We start from the raw sequence: 18,623 nt of genomic DNA on the forward strand, positions 1-18,623 counted from the left end.
GATTTAGTGAGCAACTTTTAGATGACATAGTTTCGGAATTCGACTATTTCTTTACGTGCTCAGAAAGTCTATTTTTGATATGATTTGAGATTCCGCTCTCAAATTTTTGAAAAAAATAAGGTGTTGGAATGTTTAAATCCGACCAGGAGACCTAATGATATCGACTCCCATTCGACGATTTGGGGCTACGATACTCATGTTACTCACCGTGTCATTTTCAGGTGGGGTGCTTGCAAAAACGCACACAGATACATCGAGTCACAAAGCCCACGTCATAAAGACGACGAGTAAGAGTAAGGTTAGCAGTAAACAAGAGTATTCTCGCAATAGTGCAAAGAGCAGTTCACTTCCTGATTTGCGAAAATACCCTTCCGGGACACCAAGGAAAAAAGCGTTTCTCCGGACGGTAATGCCTTTCATTACAAGTCAAAATGCCGCGATTACTGCGGATCGTAACTGGCTTATTTCCAAGCAGTACGATAGCCGCTGGTCGCCGTCTGAACGCACGCGCCTGAAAGACATCGCGAAACGTTACAAGATCAGCTGGAACGGCAACACCCGTCGAGTGCCGTGGAACTCGCTGCTTGAACGCGTGGATATCATTCCAGGCAGCATGGTAGCGACGATGGCAGCAGCCGAAAGCGGCTGGGGCACATCAAAACTGGCGCGTAACAACAACAACCTGTTTGGTATGAAGTGTGCCAAAGGCCGTTGTAACAACGCACCGGGCAAGGTGAAAGGCTATTCGCAGTTTGAGTCGGTGAAAGACTCCGTGAACGCTTACGTGGTGAATCTGAACACGCATCCGGCCTACAACTCGTTCCGTAAGTCACGCGCCCAGCTGCGTAAAGCGGATCAGGAAGTGACGGCAAGTACGATGATCCACAAGCTCAAGGGTTACTCCACGATGGGGCAGAGTTATAACAACTACCTGTTCGCCATGTATCAGGATAACCAGCGCTTAATCGCCGCCCATATGTAATCATCAAAAACGCCTTCCACTGGAAGGCGTTTTCTTTTCTTGTGTAACTACATCAGCACCTCGCTGTGCCGCTCCCGATACTCCTTCGGCGTGGTGTCATACTCTTTCTTAAATACCGAATAGAAATATTGCAGCGACGGGTAGCCGCACATCTGTGAAATCTCGTTGATCGACAGCGACGTGGAGATCAGCAGGCTTCGCGCTTTCTCCAGTTTCTCTGCGTGAATAACCGCGTGAATAGTTTCGCCTACTTCTTCCTTGAAGCGCTTTTCCAGGTTAGAGCGAGAAATGCCCACCGAATCCAGAACCTGATCGACCTTAATGCCTTTGCAGGCGTGATTGCGAATGTAGTGCATCGCCTGAATCACGGCCGGATCGTTAAGGGAGCGGTAATCGGTGGAGCGTCGCTCTACTACGCGAACAGGCGGCACCAGCAAGCGCTGCAGCGGCAGGGCTTCATTATCCAGCAGCCGGTGCAGTAACTTCGCCGCCTGGTAGCCCATCTGACGCGTTCCCTGCGCCACGGACGACAGCGCCACGCGCGACAGATAGCGTGTGAGCTCTTCGTTATCGATGCCAATCACGCACAGCTTCTCAGGCACGGGAATATGCAAATGCTCGCAAACCTGCAGCACGTGGCGGGCGCGGGCATCCGTTACCGCGATAATCCCGGTTTGCGGCGGCAGCGTTTGCAGCCAGTCTGCCAGACGGTTTTGCGCGTGCTGCCAGTTCTCGGGGGCCGTTTCCAGCCCCTGATACACCACGCCGCGATACTTCTCCTGCGCGACCAGCTGACAGAACGCGTATTCACGCTCCACGGCCCAGCGTTTACCGCTGGTGGCGGGCAGTCCGTAAAACGCGAAGCGATGCACGCCTTTCTCTTTTAAGTGCAAAAAGGCGCTTTCGACCAGCGCGTGGTTATCGGTGGCGATGTAGTGAACGGGCGGGTAGTGATCGGGTGAATGATAAGAGCCGCCAACGCCCACAATCGGGACGTCGACGTCGGTCAGCAATTTCTCGATGACGGGATCGTCATAGTCAGCAATCACGCCATCGCCAAGCCAGTCTTTGATATTTTCAATTCGAGCCCGGAAATCCTCTTCGATGAAGATATCCCACTCCGATTGCGACGCCTGCAAATATTCACCCACGCCTTCAACCACCTGACGGTCGTAGGCTTTGTTGGCATTGAATAACAACGTAATGCGGTGACGCTTCTCAAACATGGCTCACTTTCCCAAATCAGTAACAATGTTGTTATCAGGCTCGTCGCTTGGTGGCGGAGTCCATCCAGACTGCCAGCAGCAGAATGGCCCCCTTGACGATATACTGCCAAAAGGTCGGGACGTCCATCATACTCATCCCGTTATCAAGCGAAGCCATAATAAATGCCCCCATTACCGCACCCGCAACGCTGCCAACACCCCCCGCGAGACTGGTTCCGCCGATAACGCAGGCGGCGATGGCGTCCAGCTCGGCGATGTTCCCGGCTGAAGGCGAACCCGCCCCTAAACGTGAGCTAAGGATAAGCCCGGCAATGGCGACCATCAGGCCGTTAATGGCGAAGACCGCCAGCTTGGTGCGCTCTACGTTGATACCGGACAGGCGCGCCGCCTCCAGGTTGCCGCCGATAGCGTAAATCCGGCGACCAAACGCGGTGCGGGTGGCCATAAACATGCCCGCCAGCAGCAAAAGCGCCAACAGCAGTACGGGCGTTGGCACGCCGCGATAGTCATTCAGCAGCCAGATCGCACCCAGCACAATCACCGCCGTCAGCGCCTGACGCCCGACAACCGATGTCGAAGGCGCAGAGGCCAGCCCCAGCGCCTGACGACGCATCCGCCCGCGCCACTGCCAGGCCACGAACGCCATCAGACCCACCACGCCGAGGGTAAAGCCTAAGCCGTTGGAGAGGTAGCTCTGTCCGATTTGCGACATGGATGCGCTGGTGGGGGACACGGTTGTGCCGTTGGTGATGCCAATCAGAATGCCGCGGAAGGCCAGCATCCCGGCGAGGGTGACGATAAACGACGGCACCTTACGGTAGGCAACCCACCATCCGTTCCAGGCCCCGAGAACCAGACCCAGCACCAGAGTTACCGCCACGGTGAGCGGCAGCGGCCAGCCAAGCCAGACGTCGAATATTGCGGCCACTCCCCCAAGCAGACCCATCATGGAGCCGACGGACAGGTCAATTTCAGCCGAGATAATAACGAATACCATCCCCACGGCCAGGATGCCTGTGATCGCCGTCTGGCGCAGCAGGTTGGAAACGTTGCGCGCGCTCAGGTAAGAACCGTCGGTCATCCAGGTAAAGAACAGCATGATGACGACAATGGCGGCGATCATGACAAAGACCTGCAGGTTTAGCGCTTTAAGTCCCGCGAACGCGCCTGGCGTCGGAACGGCGACTTTGAGATCAGACGGATTGCTTTTCGACATGGCGTTCGCTCCTTAATGCGGCTTCCATTACCTGCTCCTGCGTCAGGCTCTGGTTAATCAGATTGGCTTTCAGTTTCCCTTCGTGCATGACCAGCACACGGTCGCTCAGACCCAGCACCTCGGGGAGTTCAGACGAGATAACAATGACGGCAATCCCTTGCTGCACAAGCTGATTAATCAGTTTGTAGATTTCGTACTTCGCGCCGATATCGATCCCACGGGTGGGCTCGTCGAGAATCAAAATGCGCGGGTTGAGCAGCAGGCAGCGCGCGAGTATGGCTTTTTGTTGATTCCCCCCGCTCAGGCGACCGATCGCCAGCTCCGGCGAGGAGGTTTTAACCTTAAGGCGGGCAAGGGACTGGAGAATGCACTGCTGTTCGGCGGCATCGTCAAGGCTGCTGAGCGCGCCGGAAAACTGGTTGAGCGCGGCAAGGGTAATGTTTTTCCCTACCGCCATCACCGGCACAATGCCGTCTTTTTTGCGATCTTCGGGCACCATCGCAATACCTTGCGCAATGGCCTGCTGACAGTTATCGATATGAACCTGCTTCCCGTCGATGTAGATGCTGCCTTCCCAGCGCCCGGGCCAGACGCCAAACAGGCATTGCACCGCTTCGGTACGTCCGGCACCGACTAACCCGGCGATACCGAGGATCTCCCCGCGGTGCAGCGAGAAAGAGATGTTGTTGACGCGCTTGATGTGGCGGTTAACCGGGTGCCAGGCGGTCAGGTTTTCAACGCGTAAGACTTCCTCGCCCACGGTGTGGGGCTCGTTCGGATAGAGCGCGGTCAGTTCACGCCCTACCATCATGGTGATGATGTCGTCTTCGCTCATCCCCTGGGCTTCGCGTGTGCCGATGTGCTGACCGTCGCGAATAACGCAGATGGTGTCCGAAATGGCTTTCACTTCATTAAGCTTGTGCGAGATATAAATGCAGGCAATGCCGTGGTTTTGCAGGTCGCGGATGATGTTAAGCAGCACCGCCGTTTCCTGCTCGGTGAGCGAGGCGGTCGGCTCATCGAGGATCAACAGGCGCACCTGCTTGTTCAGCGCTTTGGCGATCTCGACCAGCTGCTGCTGGCCTAGCCCGAGATCGCCCACGCGGGTGTCGGGTGAAATCGCAAGGCTTACCTGCGCCAGCAGCTTTTCGCAGCGCAGGGTCATGGTGTCGTAATCCAGCACGCCGTGGCGTGAGATTTCGGCACCGAGGAAGATGTTTTCCAGCACGGTGAGATGCTTCACCAGCGCCAGCTCCTGGTGAATAATGGCGATACCTTTGCGTTCGGTATCGCGAATATGCGTGGCCTCAATCACTTCTCCGGCAAAGACGATTTCGCCGTCGTAGCTACCGTGGGGATAGATCCCACACAGCACCTTCATCAGCGTCGATTTGCCCGAACCGTTTTCACCACACAGCGAAACGACTTCACCTGCGTTCAGGCGCAGGCTGACGTTATCGACGGCTTTCACCGCGCCAAAGGCTTTGGTGATGCTTTTCATTTCTAATAAATAAGACATAACTGCTCCACGTGACCCGAAGGAAGAACAGTACAACTCGATGCGCCCCCGCAGGGCAGGGGCAGCGCTGGATTACAGTTCGCTCTTTTTGTGGAAACCGTCTTTAACCACGGTGGCGTCAATATTGTCTTTATTGACTTCGATAGGGGTGAGCAGGCGGGACGGCACATCTTTCAGCCCGTTATTCAGGCTGGTATCGGCTTTGGGCTGTTTATCATTGCCCAGCTCCACGGCAATTTCCGCCGCCGTGTTGGCAAGCTCGGTGATCGGTTTGTAGACGGTCATGGTTTGCGTGCCCGCAATGATGCGCTTCACGCCGGCGAGGTCGGCGTCCTGGCCAGAAATGGCCACTTTACCCGCAAGACCCTGGGCGCTGAGTGCCTGGATGGCGCCGCCTGCGGTAGCATCGTTGGAGGCGACAACGGCATCAATTTTGTTGTTGTTGGCGGTTAAGGCGTTTTCCATAATTTTCAGCGCATTTTCCGGCAGCCAGCCGTCGGCCCATTGATCGCCAACCACTTTAATTTTGCCATTATCAATATACGGCTTCAGGACTTTCATTTGGCCCTGGCGGAACAGTTTGGCGTTGTTATCTACCGGCGAGCCGCCCATCAGGAAATAATTCCCCTGAGGCACTTTATCGACCAGGCTTTTTGCCTGTAATTCACCGACTTTTTCATTATCGAAAGAAATATAAAAATCGATATCCGCATTATTAATCATGCGATCATAAGCTAAAACTTTTATACCCTCTTGCTTCGCTTCTTTAACAACGTTACTTAAGACCTGCCCGTTGTAAGGGATAATGACCAGCACATCAACGCCACGGTTGATCATATTCTCGATTTGCGACATTTGTGTTTCTTCATTGCCGTTTGCCGACTGAACAAACACCTGTGCGCCAAGTGATTCCGCTTTTTTCACAAAAATATCGCGATCTTTTTGCCAGCGTTCCAGACGCAAATCGTCAATCGCCATGCCGATTTTGACCTCTTTCGCATGGCCGGCAAAGCTGGCAAGCAGGAGAGTAGTGCAGAGAGTAAGGGACAGATTCTTTATCTTCATAATGATATGGCCTTTTTGTAGGTGATGTGTTGCCGAGATAAAAGAAACATTCACTGCTGTAGACGAGACAAATTTTTAACGGGGAATGGCTGGCTGGCAATTACAGATTTTTATCTTCTCATTACGATATTTGGTTTATTTCCGAATTTATGACCGCGATCGAATTTTAAAATGCGTAACTTATTAATTACACGGAAATCTGGAATAAGCGCCGAAAAATGGTTTGCCTGCGCATTATTTTGCGAGCCAGCGCACAGTTGTGCATTCTCTCAATAGCAGTGTGAAATAACGTAATTGAGCAAGCGCGAATGTGTATCCACTATTACTCCAGTATCGACTACTCGCCGCATCCCTTGATTATGGAGCTCAATATGCAAGCTTATTTCGACCAACTCGATCGTGTTCGTTACGAAGGCCCGAAATCCGCCAATCCTTTAGCATTTCGTCACTACAATCCGGATGAGCTGGTGCTGGGTAAGCGCATGGAAGATCATCTGCGCTTTGCCGCCTGTTACTGGCACACCTTCTGCTGGAACGGTGCCGATATGTTCGGCGTTGGCTCTTTCGATCGTCCGTGGCAGCAGCCAGGCGAAGCGATTGAGCTGGCGAAGCGCAAAGCCGATGTGGCGTTTGAATTCTTCCACAAGCTGAACGTGCCGTACTACTGCTTCCATGATGTCGATGTGTCGCCAGAAGGCGCATCGCTGAAAGAGTATCTGAACAACTTCGCGCAGATGGTGGACGTGCTGGCGGCTAAACAGCAACAGAGCGGCGTGAAGCTGCTGTGGGGCACCGCGAACTGCTTCACCAACCCGCGCTACGGCGCAGGTGCGGCAACCAACCCGGATCCTGAAGTCTTTAGCTGGGCCGCCACGCAGGTGGTCACGGCGATGAACGCCACGCACCAGCTTGGGGGTGAAAACTACGTGCTGTGGGGCGGTCGTGAAGGCTACGAAACCCTGCTGAACACCGATTTGCGCCAGGAGCGCGAACAGATTGGCCGCTTCATGCAGATGGTTGTCGACCACAAGCACAAAATCGGCTTCCGCGGCACGCTGCTGATTGAGCCGAAACCGCAAGAGCCAACCAAGCACCAGTATGATTATGATGTGGCAACCGTCTACGGCTTTCTGAAACAGTTTGGTCTGGAAAAAGAGATCAAAGTGAACATCGAAGCGAACCACGCGACCCTCGCGGGGCACTCGTTCCATCATGAAATCGCCTCGGCGATTGCCCTCGGTATCTTTGGCTCTGTGGATGCCAACCGCGGCGACCCGCAGCTGGGTTGGGACACCGACCAGTTCCCGAACAGCGTGGAAGAGAATGCGCTGGTAATGTACGAAATCATTAAGGCGGGCGGTTTCACCACCGGTGGCCTGAACTTTGACGCCAAAGTGCGCCGTCAAAGTACCGATAAATATGACCTGTTCTACGGTCACATCGGGGCGATGGATACCATGGCGCTGGCGCTGAAAGTCGCGGCGCGCATGATTGAAGACGGTGAGCTGGATAAACGCGTGGCGAAGCGCTACGGCGGCTGGAACAGTGAACTGGGTCAGCAAATTTTGAAAGGGCAGTTATCGCTCTCTGAAATCGCGAAGTACGCTGAACAGCACAACCTGGCACCGCAGCATCAAAGCGGTCATCAGGAGCTGCTGGAAAACCTGGTTAATCATTATCTGTTCGACAAATAACAGGCCGTAAAATAAATGCAGGCCCGGGAAGCGCATCGCCACCGGGCATTTCTGTTAAAGGAGTCACCACATGTATATCGGGATCGATCTTGGCACATCGGGTGTGAAAGCCATCCTGCTGAACGAGCAGGGCGAGGTGTTAGCAACACAGACTGAAAAGCTTGAGGTTTCGCGTCCGCACCCGCTGTGGTCAGAACAAGATCCTGAGCAGTGGTGGCTGGCAACGGATCGCGCAATCAAAGCGCTCGGCCAACAGCAAAGCCTGCGCGAGGTTAAAGCGCTTGGCATTGCCGGACAAATGCACGGCGCCACGCTGCTCGACAGCCAGCATCGCGTGCTGCGCCCGGCGATCCTCTGGAACGACGGTCGCTGCGGTGAAGAGTGCGCCATTCTTGAAGAACGTGTTCCCACCTCACGGGAAATCACCGGCAACCTGATGATGCCGGGCTTTACCGCGCCCAAACTCTTGTGGGTTCAGCGCCATGAGCCGGACGTTTTCCGCCAGGTCGCTAAGGTGTTGCTGCCAAAAGATTATCTTCGTTTTCGCATGACGGGCGAGTTTGCCAGCGACATGTCTGACGCTGCGGGCACCCTGTGGCTCGACGTGGCGAAACGCGACTGGAGCGAGGCAATGCTCGATGCGTGTCACCTGACGCGCGACCATATGCCAGCCCTGTTTGAAGGCAGTGAAGTCACGGGAGTGCTGGCGGAGAGCCTTGCGCAGCGCTGGAATATGCCTGCGGTGCCGGTCGTTGCGGGCGGCGGTGATAACGCGGCGGGGGCCGTCGGCGTGGGGATGGTGGACGCAGGTCAGGCGATGCTCTCGCTAGGCACCTCCGGCGTCTATTTTGCCGTGAGCGATGGCTATCGCAGCAACCCGGAAAGCGCCGTTCACAGCTTCTGCCACGCGCTGCCGGAGAAATGGCATTTGATGTCCGTGATGCTCAGCGCCGCATCCTGTCTTGACTGGGCGGTAAAATTGACGGGGATGGCGGACGTCCCGTCGCTTATCGCGGCGGCGCAGCAGGCGGATGAAAACGCAGGGGCAGTCTGGTTTTTACCTTATCTTTCCGGCGAGCGTACGCCGCACAACAACCCGGAAGCCAAAGGCGTTTTCTTTGGCCTGACCCATCAGCACGGCCCCGCCGAGCTGGCTCGCGCGGTGCTTGAGGGCGTGGGGTACGCGCTGGCGGACGGGATGGACGTTGTCCACGACTGCGGGTTGAAACCGTCCAGCATTACCCTGATTGGCGGCGGTGCGCGCAGCAGCTACTGGCGGCAGATGCTCGCTGATATCAGCGGATTGCAGCTTGATTACCGCACGGGCGGCGACGTGGGGCCCGCGCTGGGTGCCGCGCGCCTGGCGCAGATCGCGGTCAATCCTGAGAAGCCGTTATCCGAGCTTTTACCGCAGCTGCCGCTTGAGGAACAACATACGCCTGATGCGAAAAAGCACGCCCTCTACGCTGGGCGTCGTGAAGTGTTCCGTAATATTTATCAGCAGCTTAAGCCGCTGATGTCATAAGCAGTGGCCGGGTGGCGATGCGCTTACCCGGCCTGCAGCTCACCCGTTCGGGCTAGCTCACAAATCGGCGGGTATCTATTTTTTGTAACAGCATCGAGAGCAGCAAACTCGCTGCCAGCGTTGCGGCAAAAATCCAGACGATATCCAGCAGCGGCCAGCTTTTTAACTCCACGCCGCGCGTGCGAAGCGCATGAATCACGAGGGCGTGAAAGCCGTAAATCCCCAGCGAATGCCGCGAGATGAGGCTCAGTACGGGAAGAGGGCGCGCGTTGAGGGTATTTTTAGCCAGCGTCAGCAGGGCGATCGCGCAGATAAAGACCATCGGCCCGCAGTACAGATACCAGGTATCGGCAAAGTTGCCGCGCCACTGCAGCTCATGCAGCGTCCCGCGAGAAATAATCGCCACGCCTGCAATAAAAATGGCCGCACACAGCCAGTTCAGGCCGCGCTTTTGCGTGTCCATCATTCCCAGGGCGCGCCCCAACATGCCGTACAGCACGTAGTAAAACGTATCGCCGTTGATATAGAGATTCACCGGCAGCCATTCGACGCCGTCGATTTTCTGCGACAGGGTATTGGGATTCGCCACTACCCCAATCACCAGCATCAGCGCCAGCAGCATTTTCCAGCCGACCTGCTTGACCTGAATCAGCGGTGAAACCAGATAAATCACGATGATGGCGAAGAAAAACCACAGATGGTAGAAAACCGGTTTTTGCAGCACATTTTTCAGCGAGAGCCCGGCGTTAATGGAGGTAAACAGCGTGATATAGAGCAGGGCAACGGCGCTGTAAAAGAGCAGGCAGGACGCGATGCGGATGAAGTGTCTCGGCTGGGCGCTGCGTTCGCCAAAAAAGAGAAAGCCGGAGATCATAAAGAATAGCGGCACGCTCACTCGTGAAGCCGAGTTCAGAATATTGGCGATGTCCCAGTTAACCTGGCTGACGCTGTGGGCGTTGGTGACATACCAGGTGGTTGTGTGGATCATCACCACCATCAGGCACGCTATTCCCCGCAGGTTATCAATCCAGTTAATTTTTGACTGCATTAGTTCCTCTTTTCCCTGTAAATAGAGTGTGACTGCTTCTGCGCAAAAGCCTTCCCTTGGAAAAATCTGAGTTTTATTTTGCAGGCTTGTGTGAAGGCCGCGAGATTCGCAGAATGCCAGACCTTAATCTATAAAAAGCATTGATACTAAAAATAACAGCCACAGAACAGGCCGGTAATAAAAATGATGATGAAGCGCGTGGCGTCACTCTTTCTGCTGTTTATGCTGGCAGGATGCAGTACTTCGCAAGATGCCCCACAGCAAAAAGCGCAGAAGGGGAAAGTGAGCCCGGAACGCTCGCTCAATATGGAACAGCAGTGCAAGGAGCAGGCGGCTCACCGCTATAATACCGGGGCGCAAAAAATAGACGTGACGGCGTTCGAGCGCTTCCAGGGAAGCTACGAGCTGCGGGGACATACCGCGCGTAAAGAGGGCTTTGTCTGCTCTTTTGACGCAGACGGTCAGTTTTTACACCTCTCCATGCGCTGATCCGTGCGGATATTCAACAGCCATAGCGTAAACGCGTTATGGCTGAAGGCCTTATTTCCCAATTTTCCCTAAACAACCCCGTTTCGTACTGTATATCTTGCAGCCAGCGGGTATACTGATCCCTTCCATTTAAAACCACACGTATCCAGCACGAAATACTATGCAAAAGTTTGATACCAAGACCTTCCAGGGCCTGATCCTGACCTTACAGGATTACTGGGCTCGTCAGGGCTGCACCATTGTTCAACCTTTGGACATGGAAGTAGGCGCAGGCACCTCCCACCCGATGACCAGCTTACGCGCGTTGGGGCCAGAACCGATGGCGACTGCCTATGTGCAGCCTTCCCGCCGCCCTACCGATGGCCGTTACGGCGAAAACCCGAACCGTCTGCAGCACTACTATCAGTTCCAGGTGGTCATTAAGCCATCGCCTGACAATATTCAGGAGCTGTACCTCGGGTCGCTGAAAGAGCTGGGTATGGATCCGACCATTCACGACATCCGTTTCGTGGAAGATAACTGGGAAAACCCAACGCTGGGTGCCTGGGGTCTGGGCTGGGAAGTGTGGCTGAACGGTATGGAAGTGACCCAGTTTACTTACTTCCAGCAGGTTGGCGGTCTGGAATGTAAACCGATCACCGGTGAAATCACCTACGGTCTGGAACGTCTGGCAATGTACATTCAGGGCGTAGACAGCGTTTACGACCTGGTCTGGAGCGACGGCCCGCTGGGTAAAACCACCTACGGCGACGTGTTCCATCAGAACGAAGTGGAGCAATCCACCTATAACTTCGAATACGCAGACGTGGACTTCCTGTTCACCTGCTTCGAGCAGTACGAGAAAGAAGCGCAGCAGCTGCTGGCGCTGGAAACTCCGCTGCCGCTGCCTGCTTACGAGCGTATTCTGAAGGCCGCCCACAGCTTCAACCTGCTCGACGCCCGCAAAGCGATCTCCGTGACTGAACGTCAGCGCTACATTCTGCGTATTCGTACCCTGACCAAAGCCGTTGCAGAAGCTTACTACGCGTCCCGTGAAGCCCTTGGCTTCCCGATGTGCAACCGAAACAAATAAGAGGCGGCCATGTCTGAAAAAACTTTCCTGGTGGAAATCGGCACCGAAGAGCTGCCACCAAAAGCCCTGCGCAGCCTGGCTGAATCTTTCGCTGCGAACGTGACTGCCGAGCTGGATAACGCTGGCCTGGCGCACGGTAAAATTGAGTGGTTTGCGGCTCCGCGTCGTCTGGCGCTGAAAGTGGCAAGCCTGGCGGCTGCCCAGCCGGATCGTGAAGTTGAAAAACGCGGCCCGGCAATTGCCCAGGCGTTCGACGCTGAAGGCAAACCGAGCAAAGCGGCAGAAGGCTGGGCGCGCGGTTGCGGTATCACCGTTGACCAGGCCGAGCGTCTTACCACCGACAAAGGCGAGTGGCTGCTGTATCGCGCACACGTCAAAGGTGAGAGCGCAGAAGCGCTGCTGCCAAACATGATTGCGACGTCTCTGGCGAAACTGCCTATTCCGAAGCTGATGCGCTGGGGCGCGTCCGACGTCCACTTCGTGCGTCCGGTTCACACCGTAACGCTGCTGCTGGGCGATACCGTGATCCCTGCCACCATTCTGGGCGTAGCCTCCGATCGCGTGATCCGCGGCCACCGCTTTATGGGCGAGCCGGAATTCACCATCGACAATGCCGACCAGTACCCGCAGATCCTGCTGGAGCGCGGTAAGGTCATTGCCGATTACGAACAGCGTAAAGCCAAAATCAAAGCAGACGCAGAAGAGGCGGCGCGTAAAATTGGCGGTAACGCTGACCTGAGCGAAAGCCTGCTGGAAGAAGTGACCTCTCTGGTGGAATGGCCGGTTGTCCTGACCGCCAAATTCGAAGAGAAGTTCCTGGCCGTTCCGGCGGAAGCGCTGGTTCACACCATGAAGGGCGACCAGAAGTACTTCCCTGTTTACGCCAACGACGGCAAGCTGCTGCCAAACTTCATCTTCGTGGCGAACATCGAATCCAAAGATCCGATCCAGATTATCTCCGGTAACGAGAAAGTGGTTCGTCCACGTCTGGCGGATGCCGAGTTCTTCTTCAATACCGACCGTAAAAAGCGTCTGGAAGATAACCTGCCGCGTCTGCAAACCGTGCTGTTCCAGCAGCAGCTGGGTACGCTGCGTGACAAAACCGACCGTATCGCTGAGCTGTCCGGCTGGATCGCCCGCGAAATCGGTACGGACGTTAACCACGCGACCCGCGCTGGCCTGCTGTCCAAATGCGACCTGATGACCAACATGGTGTTCGAATTTACCGACACCCAGGGCGTGATGGGGATGCACTACGCGCGTCACGACGGCGAAGCGGAAGACGTGGCCGTTGCCCTGAACGAGCAGTATCAGCCGCGCTTTGCCGGTGACGATCTGCCGTCTAACCCGGTTGCGTGTGCGGTGGCGATTGCCGATAAAATGGACACCCTGGCGGGTATCTTCGGCATCGGTCAGCATCCGAAAGGCGATAAAGACCCGTTTGCGCTGCGACGTGCCGCGCTGGGCGTGCTGCGCATCATCGTTGAGAAGAACCTGAACCTCGATCTGCAAACGCTGACCGAAGAAGCGGTGCGTCTGTACGGCGACAAGCTGACCAACGCGAACGTGGTGGATGACGTGATCGACTTCATGCTCGGTCGTTTCCGCGCCTGGTATCAGGATGAAGGCTACACCGTTGACACCATTCAGGCGGTGCTGGCGCGTCGTCCGACCCGTCCGGCTGATTTCGATGCGCGTATGAAGGCGGTTTCCCACTTCCGTACGCTGGAAGCGGCCTCTGCGCTGGCTGCGGCCAACAAGCGAGTCTCTAACATCCTGGCGAAGTCCGACGAAACGCTGAACGAGCGCGTGAACGCCGCAACCCTGAAAGAGCCGGAAGAAATTGCCCTGGCGATGCAGGTCGTTGTGCTGCGCGACAAGCTGGAGCCGTTCTTCGCCGAAGGCCGTTACCAGGAAGCGCTGGTCGAACTGGCTGAACTGCGTGAGCCGGTTGATGCCTTCTTCGAGAAAGTGATGGTGAACGTAGAAGATAAAGATCTGCGCGTTAACCGCCTCTCTATGCTCGAAAAACTGCGCGAGCTGTTCCTGCGCGTGGCGGACATTTCGCTGCTGCAGTAACCCGATCGCCGTTCTGAAAACCCGCTTCGGCGGGTTTTTTTATATCCTGACGCTGAAAAATTAACCTTGAACAGGTCATTAAATTACCGTTATCCTAGCCCCCGTTAACTTTTCCTCTCCGGAGCGCATACCGAAAATGAACAAACACGACTGATGAATTTCGATCCTTGCTAAACGCCACCGCGTCGGCAGGGGATGTTTTGATTTCATTCAGGAGTGCTTATGGCTCATTTTGCGCAGTCCCCTTCTTTTATTTTGCATCAGGTCACCTGTCAGTTTGCGACGGGCGATACCCTTTTTGGCCCGCTGAACCTTACCCTCGAGCCCTCTTTATCGGCGCTCGTCGGGCGCAACGGCAGCGGAAAAACCCGCCTGCTGCGCCTGCTGGCGGGGTTGGATGAACCGGCTCATGGCCATATCGAGCGGTCAGGCACCCACGCTTACGTGGCGCAACAGCACGACATTTCCCCGCAAACCACCCTGGCCGAACTGCTCGGCTATGATGCGATCTTCGCCGCCCGTCGGCGTGTCGAAAGCGGTGAGTACCAGCCGGAAGACCTGGAGACGCTCGACGGCTACTGGGATTTAACCGAGCGCCTGAGCGAGGCGTTTAACAATGCGAAACTCCCGCCCTTCGATCCGGACAAAAGCGCCCTTGAGCTGAGCGGCGGCGAACGCGTCCGCGCGCTGCTCTGCGGCGCATTTACCGCCGGGGCGGACTTCCTTCTGCTGGATGAGCCCACCAACCACCTGGACCGGCAGGGGCGCGCATGGTTTTACGACGAGCTTGCCCGCTTCGAAGGCGGCGTGCTGGTTGCGTCCCACGACCGTGAATTATTGGCGCAGGTTCCGCGCATTCTGGAACTGAGCCCATCCGGCTTACGCAGCTACGGCGGTAACTATGCGGACTACCAGCACCAGCGCGATGCAGAGCAGCAATCTGCCCGGGCGGCGCTCGAACATGCCGCCACCGAGCGCAAACGCACGCGGGCGCGCATGAAGAAAGAGCATGACGACAGTCAGCGGCGTTCGGCGAAAACGCTGCGCACCGTGGATACGCTCAACATCGCCTCGTTTGAGCGGGTCAAATACAAAATGGCGGCGAAAGAGCGTATCGGCACCTGGCGCAAACAGCACGGCGATCAAAACGACGCGCTGAACGCCGCGGTCAACAAGGCGCGCGAACGGGTTGAAGAGGATAATCCGGTGATGTTTACCCTGCCCGGAAGCCAGATTGCCGAGGGCAAACAGGTGCTTGTGCTGGAAGAACTGCTGCTGCCGCATGTGGATATTTCGCCTGTGAACTGGCGAATGGACGGGCCGATGCGCGTGGCGCTGCGCGGGCCAAACGGCTGCGGAAAGTCGACGCTGCTGAAAGCGATCCTCGGTGAGATCGCGCCCGTTTCGGGCACCTGCCGCGTGTCGGTCACCTGCGCGTATCTTGATCAGCACCTGTCGCAGCTGGATCTCACCTTATCAGTGATGGCGCACCTCAATCTCAGCAATACGCCGCTGGAGGAGGGGACGTTGCGCACGCGGCTCGCGCAGCTCCAGCTTGGGGCGGACAAAGTGACGCTACCGCTGGCGGAGCTGAGCGGCGGCGAGCGTCTGAAAGCGGCGCTCGCCTGCGTGCTGTGGCGCAAAGAGGCAACGCAGCTGCTGCTGTTGGACGAGCCGACCAACCATCTGGATCTGGCTTCCGTTCAGGCTATCGAAGCGGCGCTGGCGGATTTTCCCGGTGCGTTACTGGTGGTATCCCACGATGAGGCCTTTTTGAAGGGGCTGAAACTGACGCATGAAATGGTGTGGCACGCGGCGGGATGGCGTTGTGAAAGCCTCTAAAACACAAGCCCCCGCAGGTGCGGGGGCAGTCAACTTCTGGCTTTACTCTCAGGCGATATGCTTGCTGAGTGCCGGGTTGGCCTGAATCAGGCGCATCAGCTTTAGCTCGGCGGGTGTGGGTTTTTCACGCTTAGATTCCCACTCCAGCACCATGGCCACGCTAACACCCATAGCTCTGGCGAATTCATCGTTTTTCAGTCCTGACCCTTTGCGCAATTGCTCAAATTCTGTAAAGGGATTGGATTTCTGTTGCAGGGTTACAGTCTGCGGTACGTCTTTAAAAATAATCTGTTCCAGGCTGCTCAGCAGCTCAAACTCAGGATCTTTATATTCCATTGAGAACTCCTCTTAAATCACACTGCGGGATCGTGAACATCAGAGAGCCACTTAAGAATAGTCTTTAATGCGAACGTACGATCGTCACGGGAGTGACTAATCGTGCGGTAACGATCGCTTTACGCGTTTCAGCAATATGGATAGTTATGCTAATTCGCTGATTAACCGTAGGTCCGTTTGCAGAGTATTTTTTTGTAAATAGTCAGAAAAAAAACGGCAATGGCCGTTTTGCGTGAAAAGAGTATCTTGCGAGGCTGACCTGGACTATCCTTGTCACCGTCGGGCACGCGTGTGCCGGTGTGCGCTTTTTTGGGTGAAAGGAGTAAGAAAATGGCGACAGGAAAGTCCTGCTCTCGCTGGTTTGCGCCTCTTGCGGCGTTATTGATGGTAGTTAGCCTGAGTGGGTGTTTCGATAAAGAAGGCGATCAGCGCAAAGCGTTTATCGATTTTCTACAGAATACGGTGATGCGCAGCGGCGAACGTTTGCCAACCCTGACTGCGGATCAGAAAAAACAGTTTGGTCCTTTCGTTTCCGATTACGCCATTCTGTATGGTTATTCACAGCAGGTGAGCCAGGCGATGGACTCCGGTCTTCGTCCAGTGCTGGATAGCGTAAACGCCATCCGTGTGCCCCAGGATTACATGACTCAGAGTGAACCGCTGCGTCAGTCTAACGGTGCGCTCGGCGTGCTGAGCCAGCAGTTGCAGAACGCAAAAATGCAGGCAGATGCGTCCCGCTCCGCGCTGAAGCAAGGCGACGATCTGAAGCCGGTCTTCGATAAAGCCTATGAGAAAGTGGTGACCAAACCCGCTGACGCGATGCAACCGCTGATCCCGGCGGCGCAGATCTTCACGCAGCAGCTGGTGCAGGTGGGGGATTATATTTCTCAGCAGGGTACGCAGGTGAGCTTTGTCTCCAACGGTATCCAGTTCCCGACCTCTCAGCAGGCCAGCCAGTATAACGCGTTGATTGGGCCTCTGGCCTCTCAGCACCAGGCGTTTAGCCAGGCGTGGAGTGCGGCAGTCGCCGCAACCGAATAAGACAAAAAGCCCCGCGGATTGCGGGGTTTTTTATAAGTGATGAAAATAACGCTTGTCATTCATGTACCACATAGGTATAACTGTCGCGTCGGTTTGTTACACAGACCTAAAGCAGTTTAGTAAAGCAGTCCAGATTGTTATCCATAGATACCCTTCGTTGTGACCCTTCCTTCATCGCTTAATTCTGTAACGCAACCCATCGCGCCGGAAGGCACACTATATTTGTTAATAAGGTATTTTCTATGTCTGCTAAAATGACTGGTCTGGTTAAATGGTTCAACGCTGATAAAGGTTTCGGCTTCATCACTCCTGACGATGGCTCTAAAGATGTGTTCGTACACTTCTCTGCTATCCAGAACGATGGCTACAAATCTCTGGATGAAGGTCAGAAAGTTTCCTTCACCATCGAAAGCGGCGCTAAAGGCCCAGCAGCTGGTAACGTTGTAAGCCTGTAAGCTTCCAACCCAGTAGCAAAGAATTTAAAAACCCGCCTTCTGGCGGGTTTTTTCGTTTCTTAGCCCTGGATCTGCGGGTTCACGCAGTTCCTCTCGACCTTCCCGCCAAGCGCGGCGATCAGGTTATCCACGGCGGTGGCCGCCATATTGTAGCGGGTTTCATGCGTTGCCGAGCCAATGTGCGGCAAGGCAACCACGTTGGATAATTTCAGCAGCGGCGAACTCAGCGGCAGCGGCTCTTGCTCAAACACGTCCAGACCTGCGGCGTGGATCTCACCGTTTTGCAGTGCCTCAATTAGCGCCTGCTCATCCACCACCGGGCCGCGCCCCGCGTTGATGAAAATGGCCGATTTCTTCATCTTCGCAAATTCCGCTTTGCCTATCAGATGGTGCGTTTCGTCCGTCAGCGGCAGGATCAGGCAGACGTAATCGGCTTCCTGAAGCAGCGTATCCAGCTCGCAGTAGCGCGCGCTGAAGCGCTCTTCCGCTTCGCTGTGATGGCGGCGCGCATTGTACAAAATCGGCATGTTAAAGCCGAAGTGCGCACGCTGCGCCAGCGCCAGCCCGATACGTCCCATCCCGACAATCCCCAGCGTTTTGCCGTGAACGTCCACGCCAAACCAGTCCGGGCCGATGCTTTTAGTCCATTCGCCCGCTTTGACGCGCTCGGCGACTTCCACCACCCGACGCGCGGTGCTGAGCACCAGCGCCATCAGCGTATCGGCCACCGTTTCCGTCAGGGCGTGGGGCGTGTGCATCAGCAGGATCTTACGCGCGTTAAGCGCATCCACGTCGAAGTTGTCGTAACCCACGGATATGGTGGAGGTGGCGCGAAGCGTTGGCATTTTCTCCAGCAAAGCGACATCCACTTTTTCGCTCGATCCCAGCAGCCCTTCGGCGCGGGCAAACGCATCGGCGTGCTGCGCCACGGTGTCCGGACTCAGGTTTTTCACCTGGGTAACGGTGAAGTGTTCTTCCAGGCGTTTTTGCAGATCGTCAGGCAGTGCTTTGTACAAAATGACGGACGGCTTCAT

General features: G+C 55.7%; 16 protein-coding genes. 9 read left to right on the plus strand and 7 right to left on the minus strand.

Features of this window, described 5'->3' with window-relative positions:
- The first annotated feature begins 154 nt into the window (after positions 1-154).
- Positions 155-982: a protein bax gene (locus AB6V08_RS11725; protein WP_368542809.1), complete on the plus strand. Its 828-nt coding sequence runs from the start codon at positions 155-157 to the stop codon at positions 980-982.
- Between the two features lie 47 nt (positions 983-1,029).
- Here the strand turns inward: AB6V08_RS11725 and xylR are convergent, their stop codons facing one another.
- From xylR to xylF, 4 genes are all read right to left on the minus strand, one after another.
- On the minus strand, positions 1,030-2,208 hold the full coding sequence (xylR, locus tag AB6V08_RS11730; RefSeq protein WP_368542810.1) for a D-xylose utilization transcriptional activator XylR: 1,179 nt from the start codon (positions 2,206-2,208) through the stop codon (positions 1,030-1,032).
- A gap of 34 nt (positions 2,209-2,242) precedes the next feature.
- The gene (gene xylH, locus AB6V08_RS11735; RefSeq protein WP_368542811.1) at positions 2,243-3,424 is read right to left on the minus strand and encodes a xylose ABC transporter permease XylH; all 1,182 of its coding nucleotides are present in this window, start codon (positions 3,422-3,424) and stop codon (positions 2,243-2,245) included.
- Positions 3,402-4,943, minus strand: coding sequence for a xylose ABC transporter ATP-binding protein (locus AB6V08_RS11740; RefSeq protein WP_368542812.1), 1,542 nt, complete (start codon positions 4,941-4,943; stop codon positions 3,402-3,404). The genes xylH and AB6V08_RS11740 overlap by 23 nt, the downstream gene beginning before the upstream one ends.
- 72 nt (positions 4,944-5,015) lie before the next feature.
- Positions 5,016-6,008, minus strand: a complete 993-nt coding sequence (xylF, locus tag AB6V08_RS11745) for a D-xylose ABC transporter substrate-binding protein (RefSeq protein ID WP_368542813.1) — start codon at positions 6,006-6,008, stop codon at positions 5,016-5,018.
- Positions 6,009-6,379: 371 nt separating this feature from the next.
- Between xylF and xylA the strand changes: the two genes are divergently transcribed.
- Both xylA and xylB read left to right on the plus strand, forming a co-directional pair.
- Positions 6,380-7,702, plus strand: coding sequence for a xylose isomerase (gene xylA / locus AB6V08_RS11750; protein WP_368542814.1), 1,323 nt, complete (start codon positions 6,380-6,382; stop codon positions 7,700-7,702).
- A gap of 70 nt (positions 7,703-7,772) precedes the next feature.
- Entirely contained in the window at positions 7,773-9,227 is a 1,455-nt protein-coding gene (gene xylB, locus AB6V08_RS11755; protein WP_368542815.1) for a xylulokinase, read from the plus strand.
- 52 nt (positions 9,228-9,279) lie between these two features.
- Here xylB and AB6V08_RS11760 read toward each other — a convergent pair whose 3' ends face one another.
- A complete protein-coding gene (locus tag AB6V08_RS11760) occupies positions 9,280-10,275 on the minus strand; it encodes an acyltransferase (RefSeq protein ID WP_368542816.1) in 996 nt (331 codons plus the stop codon).
- Between the two features lie 183 nt (positions 10,276-10,458).
- Between AB6V08_RS11760 and AB6V08_RS11765 the strand changes: the two genes are divergently transcribed.
- From AB6V08_RS11765 to AB6V08_RS11780, 4 genes are all read left to right on the plus strand, one after another.
- Positions 10,459-10,764, plus strand: coding sequence for a YsaB family lipoprotein (locus tag AB6V08_RS11765; protein WP_368542817.1), 306 nt, complete (start codon positions 10,459-10,461; stop codon positions 10,762-10,764).
- A 160-nt stretch (positions 10,765-10,924) separates the two neighbouring features.
- Complete coding sequence (glyQ, locus tag AB6V08_RS11770; RefSeq protein ID WP_003860141.1) at positions 10,925-11,836, plus strand: glycine--tRNA ligase subunit alpha; 912 nt, start codon at positions 10,925-10,927, stop codon at positions 11,834-11,836.
- A gap of 9 nt (positions 11,837-11,845) precedes the next feature.
- Positions 11,846-13,915: a glycine--tRNA ligase subunit beta gene (glyS, locus tag AB6V08_RS11775; RefSeq protein ID WP_368542818.1), complete on the plus strand. Its 2,070-nt coding sequence runs from the start codon at positions 11,846-11,848 to the stop codon at positions 13,913-13,915.
- 222 nt (positions 13,916-14,137) lie between these two features.
- Complete coding sequence (locus AB6V08_RS11780) at positions 14,138-15,757, plus strand: ABC-F family ATP-binding cassette domain-containing protein (protein WP_368542819.1); 1,620 nt, start codon at positions 14,138-14,140, stop codon at positions 15,755-15,757.
- Positions 15,758-15,805: 48 nt separating this feature from the next.
- Here the strand turns inward: AB6V08_RS11780 and AB6V08_RS11785 are convergent, their stop codons facing one another.
- A complete protein-coding gene (locus tag AB6V08_RS11785; RefSeq protein ID WP_368542820.1) occupies positions 15,806-16,093 on the minus strand; it encodes an HTH-type transcriptional regulator in 288 nt (95 codons plus the stop codon).
- Between the two features lie 330 nt (positions 16,094-16,423).
- Here AB6V08_RS11785 and AB6V08_RS11790 point away from each other — a divergent pair, with 330 nt between their 5' ends.
- Both AB6V08_RS11790 and cspE read left to right on the plus strand, forming a co-directional pair.
- Positions 16,424-17,134 (plus strand): DUF3053 domain-containing protein, encoded by a 711-nt coding sequence (locus AB6V08_RS11790; protein ID WP_368542821.1) that lies wholly within the window; start codon positions 16,424-16,426, stop codon positions 17,132-17,134.
- Positions 17,135-17,376: 242 nt separating this feature from the next.
- Positions 17,377-17,589, plus strand: coding sequence for a transcription antiterminator/RNA stability regulator CspE (cspE, locus tag AB6V08_RS11795; RefSeq protein ID WP_003860775.1), 213 nt, complete (start codon positions 17,377-17,379; stop codon positions 17,587-17,589).
- Between the two features lie 59 nt (positions 17,590-17,648).
- Here cspE and ghrB read toward each other — a convergent pair whose 3' ends face one another.
- A complete protein-coding gene (ghrB, locus tag AB6V08_RS11800) occupies positions 17,649-18,623 on the minus strand; it encodes a glyoxylate/hydroxypyruvate reductase GhrB (RefSeq protein WP_368542822.1) in 975 nt (324 codons plus the stop codon).

The sequence above is a fragment of the Enterobacter soli genome (assembly GCF_964208575.1).
Classification (GTDB): Bacteria; Pseudomonadota; Gammaproteobacteria; order Enterobacterales; family Enterobacteriaceae; genus Enterobacter; species Enterobacter soli_A.